Here is a 6,319-nt window from a genome sequence, read left to right on the forward strand (position 1 = left end):
CTACTGGGCCGCGCCGACATTCGCGCCGGGGGTGCCTACCGGTTGGGGATAACCGGCCCGCGCCAGCCCTGGACCGGCAGCGAGAACTTACGCACCAGCCGGTCGGCGAAGGGCTCGCGCTTGAGCCGGACCAGGTTCACCGGCACCTTCCCGCCCGCGACCTCCACCCTGGCCCCCGGCGGCAGCTCCACCGTGCGCTGCCCGTCACAGCACAGCACCGCGGGATGCCCACCGGGCGCGACCTCCACCGCGACCAGCGAGGACGGTGAGACCACCAATGGACGGGCGAACAGCGCGTGCGCGTTGCTGGGCACCACCAGCAGCGCCTCCACCTCGGGCCAGATCACCGGCCCGCCGGCGGAGAAGGCGTAGGCGGTGGACCCGGTCGGCGTGGCGACCAGCACCCCGTCGCAGCCGAACCCGGAGACCGGCCGCTCGTCGACCTCCAGCACCGCGTCCAGGATCCGTTCCCGGCTGGACTTCTCCACACTGGCCTCGTTGAGCGCCCAGGTGCGGGCCAGCACGGTGCCGTTGAGCCGGACGATCACGTCCAGGGTCATCCGCTGCTCGACGTGGTAAGTGCGATCCACGATCGCGGCCACCACCTCGTGCAGCTCCTCGGAGTCGGCCTCGGCCAGGAACCCGACCCGCCCCAAATTAACCCCCAGCACCGGCACCCCGGCCGGCCTGGCCAGCTCGGCCGCGCGCAGCAGCGTGCCGTCGCCGCCGAGCACCAGCACCAGCTCGGTGCCCTCGGCGGCCTCGTCGGTGTGCGCGACGATGGTGTCGTAGCAGGAGGAGCTGATGTCGGGGGACTCCTCGACCAGCACCCGCAGCTTCAGCCCGGCCTGCCGTAGCTTCCCGGCCACGTACTCGGTCGTGCGACGGTTCTCCGGCCGGCCGGTGTGCACCACGAGCAGGAGCTCACGGGTCATGAACGGTCTACCTCCAGTGCCTACTGCGGGCCCGCGGCGACCGCGGCCCGGACCAGCTGCTCAGCCTCGGTCTCGGCCAATGGCACGCCCCGGCGAAGCCAGAGAAAGTACTCGACGTTGCCCGAGGGTCCGGGCAGCGGGCTCGCGGTCACCCCGCGCAGGGTCAGCCCGGCCTCCGCGGCGGAGGCCACCACCCCGGTGACGGCCTCGATCCGCAGCTCGGGATCCCGCACCACCCCACCGGAGGGCAGCCGTTCCTTGCCCACCTCGAACTGCGGTTTCACCATCGGCACCAGGTCCGCGCCCTCGCCCATGCAGGCGGCCATCGCGGGCAGCACCAGCCGCAGGTAGATGAAGGAAAGATCGGCGACAACCAGGTCGACCGTCCCACCGATCTGCTCGGGCGTCAGGTTCCGCACGTTGGTCCGGTCGTGCACGATCACGCGGTCGTCGGTCTGCAGCTTCCACACCAGCTGCCCGTACCCGACATCCACCGCGACCACCTCGCGTGCCCCGCCCCGCAGCAGCACATCGGTGAACCCACCGGTGGAAGCCCCCGCGTCCAGGCACCGCCGCCCAGCCACGCTCAACCCCTGCGGCCCAAAAACTTCCAGCGCGCCAAGCAGCTTGTGCGCCCCCCGCGAAGCCCACCCGGCGTCGTCGGCGTCTTCCCGCACCACCACGGGCGCGTCGGTCTCCACCGCGGTCGCCGGCTTGCCCGCGACCGTGCCGCGCACGGTGACCCGGCCCGCGTTCACCAGCTCCACGGCGTGTTCCCGGGAGCGGGCGAGCCCGCGGCGCACCAGTTCGGCGTCCAGCCGTACCCGCCGAGGCACGGCTCAGACCTGGTCGATCGTGGCCAGCGCCGAGGTCAGCGCGGTGTGCACGGCATCGAACCTGGCCACGTGCTCAGGCAGCGGCACGGCGTCCAGGTTCTCCAGACCGGCCAGCGCCGCGTCGATCTCCGCGACCGGCTGTTCGGGCGTCATGCGCTCCACGCTATACCCAGTTTCCGCAACGCCGCCGCAGCCGCGTCCCCATCCGCCACCACCGACGGCACCCCGCCACCGGCGCCCCACCACACCGAGCACAACGACCGCAGCGCCGACAACGGTTCCCCGCTCTCGTCAGCACCCCCAAGCCGAACCCGGTCACCGTCAACTTCCACCAGCCACCCCGGCCGCACGCCCACCTCAACGTGCGCCACCGGCGCGACCAGCCCACCAAGATCCTCAGCCACAAACCGGCACCGCTGCTCAGGAACGGCCGCCAGCAACCCCTCCGGCGTGGCCACCCCCGTCAGCACCACCAACGCGGGCAACCCGGCCGCGTTCGCCCCAGCGATATCGGTGTCCAGCCGATCCCCGACCACCAGCGCCGAAGACGCCCCGGCCGACTCCGCGGCCAGCACCAACTGCGTCGGCTCCGGCTTCCCCGCCACCTCCGGCGACTGCCCGGTGGCGGTCCGCAACGCGGCCACCATCGACCCGTTCCCCGGCAACAGCCCGCGCTCGGTGGGCAGGGTGGCATCCACATTGGACGCGAGCCAGTAAGCCCCACCCCGGATGGCAATGCAGGCTTCCGCCAGCTGAGCCCACCCGGTCTCCGGCGAATGTCCCTGCACCACTGCCACAGGTTCGTCAGCCGCGGACTTCACCACCCGAAGCCCCACCGCCCGAACCTCAGCCCGCAACGCCTCGGCCCCCACCACCAGCACCGGAGCCCCAGCCGCCAGTTTCGCGGCCAGCACCGCCGCCGCGGCCTGGGAACTGGTACTCACCTCGCGGACGTCGGCCGGAAACCCCAGCTCCCGAAGGTGCTGAGCCACCGCCTCCGGCGCCCGCGAGGCGTTGTTGGTGACGTACCGGAGCGCACGCCCACGCCGCTTGGCCTCAGCAACCGCCTCCGGCGCCCCGGGCACCGCGGTCCCACCGCGGTACACGGTGCCGTCGAGATCCAAGAGCAACGCGTCGTACGCATCCAGCAACGTCATCATCAGTTGTCCCGACCCACCCCATCAGTGGACTCACCGTTCACAGCCTTGCCAGCCTCAGCCGCCTGAGTCCCGGCCTCAGCCGCAACCACGTCAGCATCCGCCGCCACTACCGCATCCGCCTCAACCGAAGCCCCCGGCTCAACCGATTCCCCGGCCAGCACGGTCTCCTCAGCCTCCCCGGCTTCCGCAGCAGTCCCAGCCTCGCCAGCGTCCGCAGCCTTGTCAGCCGTTCCGGCGTCCGCAGCCTTGTCAGCTACCTCAGCCTCGCCAGCCTCCACGACCTTGTCAGCTTCCTCAGCCTCGGCAACCGTTCCGGCCTCCGCAGCCTTGTCAGCTACTTCAGCCTCGCCAGCTTCCGCAGGTTCGTCAGCCGTCCCGACTTCGGCAACCGTCCCGGCCTCCGCAGCGTCCCCAGCCCCGTCACCAGAGCCCGAACCCTGCGCACCGTCCCGGTCGTCCGAGACCCCGTCCTCGTCCCCATCCACGTCCTCGACGTCAACGGGCACCACGGGCCCCGCCCCGAGCTCGATGGCCCGCTCAGCGGCGTCGGTCTCACCGTCGTCATCCACCTCGGCAGCCGAGATGAACCACTGGATCGCCTCGTCGTTGCGCCCAGCCGCGGCCAGGTTGTCCGCGTAGGCGTAGAACAGCCGCGCACTCCACGGATCCCGCCGCTTCACGTCGAGATCGGGTCCCTGCAACGCCACCACCGCGGCGTCCAGCTCACCCAGGTCCCGGCGTGCTCCGGCAGCCACGATCCGCAGCTCCACGGCCTCTTCCGCGCTCAGCGCCTTGGCCTCGGTCGACCGCGCCAGCTCCAGCGCCCGCTCCGGCCGGCCCAGCGCCCGCTCGCAGTCGGCCATGACGGCCAGGTGCGCGGAGCTACCGGTCATCCGCCGCGCGGCCCGCAGCTCGGCAAGCGCCTCAGACCACTCACCAGCGTGGTAAGCGGCCAACCCGGTCGCCTCCCGCACCAGCCCGATCCGCGAAGCCTTCCGCCGAGCGAACCGAGCGTGCGCCAACGCCCGCTCCGGCTCCTCGTCGATCAGACGCCCCGTCATGACCAGGTGCTTGGCCACCAGCTCAGCCAGACTCTTGGACAACGTCCGCAGGTCAGAACGAACCCCAGCGTCGAGATCACCGGGCTCGACATCCATCGGAAGCTCCGGCTCCACCAGCTCCTCGAGCTGATCCCGCCGCAACTCACCAGCGTCGAACCGGTCATCACGTCCACGAGGACGCTCTTCCCGCCCCGGGTACCGGCGCTCCTCACCAGCCGAGTCTGCCCGACCGTGCCGGACCTCCCGAGCAGGCCGATCCTCCCGGTTCCCATAAGCAGGCTTCTCGTACCGAGGCCGATCCCCAGCCCCGCCCGAACGCTCCCGAGAATCCCGCCCGGCCCCACGCTCACCCTGGAACCCACGCCGGTCACCCCGGTCATCCCGCCGGAACCCACCGCGGTCGCCCCGATCGCCACCGCTGTCCCCGCGGTACCCACCTCGGTCGCCACCGCTGTCTCCGCGATAGCCAGCACGATCGCCGCCGCTGGTCCCGCGGTACCCGCCACGGTCACCACCGCTGTCCCCGCGATAGCCACCCCGGTCGCCACGGTCGTTCCCGCGGTACCCACCACGGTCATCGCCCCGGCCACCCCGGTCGTCCCGCCGGAAGCCACCCTGGCCCCCACGGTCCTCCCGCTGGTACCCACCACGATCCTCGCGCGGCCCCTGCTCGTCCTGCCGAGAGCCACCCGCGTCACCACGGTCGGCCCCCTGGACATCGCCCCGGTCGCCCTGACCCTCGCTCAGCCCGCCAAGGTCCTGACTGTCCTGGTCCCGGCCACCACGGTCCTGGTCGCCACGGTCCTGGCCGCCACGGTCCTGGTCAGCCCGTCCCAGCTCAGCACGGTCCGGTTCGGCACCGCCCTGGCTGTCCCGCTCGCCGCCACCGTCGTCCTTGCGGACCTCAGCACGGTCGCCCTGCTCGGCCGCCGGGGAGAAGCCCCCGGTCTCCGAACGCTCCGCGTCCTGGACACCGCCGGTCTCCTCGACCGAACGCCCATCCCGGAACCCGGGCTTGCCATCCCGACGAGGCCGGTCATCCCGCTTCTGGTAGCGGGGACGGTCCTCCCCATCAGTCCGAGGCTTGTCGAACTTCGGCTTGTCATACCGAGGCTTGTCCCCGTACGGCCGGTCCTGACGAGGCCGGTCATCCCGGCGGAACCCGCCCTGACCACCACGGTCATCGCGCCGGAACCCACCACGGTCGTCCTTCCGGAACCCACCGCGGTCACCCCGGTCGTCCCCGCGGTATCCACCACGGTCATCGCCCCGGCCGGCACCACGATCGTCCTTGCGGAAGCCACTCTGGCCCCCACGCTCGCCCTTGTCCCGGAAGTCACTCCGGTCATCCCGGCGGAACCCGCTCTGACCACCACGGTCATCACGCCCGCGGTACCCGCCCTGGCCGCCACGGTCATCGCGCCCACGGAAACCACCCTGACCAGCCCGGTCGTCCCGGCTGCGGTATCCGCCCTGGCCACCACGGTCGTTACCGCGGAAGCCGCTCCGGTCACCCCGGTCATCACGACGGAAACCGCCCTGACCGCCACGATCATCGCGCCGAGGGCCACCCTGGTCGTCCTTCCGGAACCCACCGCGGTCGCCGCGGTCGTTCCCGCGGTATCCACCACGGTCCTCGCTCCGGCTACCGCCACGGTCATCCCGCTGGAAGCCACCCTGGCCACCACGGTCGTCCCGGCCCCGGAAACCACTCTGGCCACCGCGATCGTCGCGGCCGCGGTATCCGCCCTGGCCAGCGCGATCATTGCCGCGGAAGCCGCTCCGGTCACCCCGGTCATCACGACGGAACCCGCCCTGACCACCACGGTCGTCGCCACGGCTGTCCTGCCAACGCGGCCGGTCCCCCTGCGAGGAACGGTCGTCGCGGCCGGCACGCTGCGGCCGATCACGATCCTGGTCAAAACGACGCGGCCGATCATCGCGCTGGCCATAGCCACCACGCGAGCCGCCGTCGCTGCGCCCGCCTCTAGGCGAGTCACCGCCGAAGTTCCGGTCCTGACGGTCACCGCTCCGGCCCGAACTGGTACCGCCGCGCTCACGCCGGTCGCCCGACTGCGCGTCGCGATATCCACCCTGCCTGCGATTGTCGCCAGATCCTGAACGATCACCGCTCCACGAACTACCGGACCGGCCGAAGGGTGGCTTGTCGCCACGCGGCCTGCCCGCTCCACCGGAGCGTCGAGGAGCACCGTCTCCGCGGTCCTCACTGGGCCGCCTGTCTGAAACCACCAAATCCTCCCGAACAACCAACAACGCGAGAAGGGGCCTGTCCACCTTACCGGCGGACAAGCCCCTCTCGAATGATT

6 protein-coding genes are annotated in these 6,319 nt (G+C 71.5%); 1 reads left to right on the plus strand and 5 read right to left on the minus strand.

The annotated features are described in order from the left end of the window. Window positions 1-35: 35 nt before the first annotated feature. Genes M8C13_RS19815 through M8C13_RS19835 form a run of 5 tightly spaced genes read right to left on the minus strand, consistent with a single transcriptional unit; the run spans window position 36 to window position 4,010 of the window. Complete coding sequence (locus M8C13_RS19815) at window positions 36-935, minus strand: NAD kinase (protein WP_252482108.1); 900 nt, start codon at window positions 933-935, stop codon at window positions 36-38. Between the two features lie 20 nt (window positions 936-955). After that, entirely contained in the window at window positions 956-1,771 is an 816-nt protein-coding gene (locus M8C13_RS19820) for a TlyA family RNA methyltransferase (RefSeq protein ID WP_252482109.1), read from the minus strand. Window positions 1,772-1,774: 3 nt separating this feature from the next. After that, window positions 1,775-1,924 carry a hypothetical protein gene (locus M8C13_RS19825; RefSeq protein WP_252482110.1) on the minus strand — a complete coding sequence of 50 codons (150 nt, stop codon included), beginning with the start codon at window positions 1,922-1,924 and terminating at the stop codon, window positions 1,775-1,777. Then, complete coding sequence (locus M8C13_RS19830; protein WP_374213100.1) at window positions 1,921-2,928, minus strand: HAD-IIA family hydrolase; 1,008 nt, start codon at window positions 2,926-2,928, stop codon at window positions 1,921-1,923. The genes M8C13_RS19825 and M8C13_RS19830 overlap by 4 nt, the downstream gene beginning before the upstream one ends. A gap of 2 nt (window positions 2,929-2,930) precedes the next feature. Continuing rightward, window positions 2,931-4,010: a hypothetical protein gene (locus tag M8C13_RS19835; protein WP_252482112.1), complete on the minus strand. Its 1,080-nt coding sequence runs from the start codon at window positions 4,008-4,010 to the stop codon at window positions 2,931-2,933. Here M8C13_RS19835 and M8C13_RS19840 point away from each other — a divergent pair. Next, the gene (locus M8C13_RS19840; RefSeq protein WP_252482113.1) at window positions 3,999-6,113 is read left to right on the plus strand and encodes a hypothetical protein; all 2,115 of its coding nucleotides are present in this window, start codon (window positions 3,999-4,001) and stop codon (window positions 6,111-6,113) included. The genes M8C13_RS19835 and M8C13_RS19840 overlap by 12 nt on opposite strands. The last annotated feature ends 206 nt before the right edge of the window (window positions 6,114-6,319 follow it).

The organism is Crossiella sp. SN42, assembly GCF_023897065.1.
Classification (GTDB): Bacteria; Actinomycetota; Actinomycetes; order Mycobacteriales; family Pseudonocardiaceae; genus Crossiella.